This is a genomic window from Alteromonas alvinellae, assembly GCF_902705805.1.
In genome coordinates, this window is the sequence record NZ_CACSIH010000168.1 from 1 (window position 1) to 554 (window position 554).

Genomic DNA, 554 nt, shown 5'->3' on the forward strand with positions numbered 1-554 from the left:
TGAAAAGCAATTTATCCCTTTAGATAGCGAACTCTATATCAGTCGAGTTAAATCACAACCTCTGACCAAAGCCTTTGCCGATGGTCGCAGTATCGCCGCAAAACGTTATCGTGATGCGCAGTCAATGACTAAACCGGAGATGGTCCATGGCATGATTAAGCGAGCCGATCGGTCCGGCATTCATGCACAGTATTTTTTAGCCGATTCATGGTTTGCCAGTAAGTCCATGCTGGCCTTTATGGAAGCGCAATCGTTAGTCTCCATTGTCCGTATGAAGAAAAATAAAATGAGTTACCGCGTGGCCGGTAGTGACAAGGTTCTCTCAACAGCGGCTGAGCTATACCAACATCACATCAAAGGCCAATGGCAGAAGGTTAAGGGCAGGCCATACCAGTCTAAGGCGATCACCGTTGAGTTGAATCTAGCACAAACCCTCGATGCACCTGATCACTGGATCAAGGTCAAGCTGCTGTTTGTACGTGGCGTTAACGAAGAAAAACAGCGTGCTGGAAAGCATGATTGGGCCTTGTTTTTATCCACCGACACTCACCTCA

General features: G+C 47.3%; 1 protein-coding gene. It reads left to right on the plus strand.

Annotation, left to right across the window (positions count from 1 at the left end; translation table 11 throughout):
• On the plus strand, positions 1–554 hold a 554-nt coding region (locus ACX5KA_RS12615; protein WP_458731314.1), incomplete at both ends, for a transposase.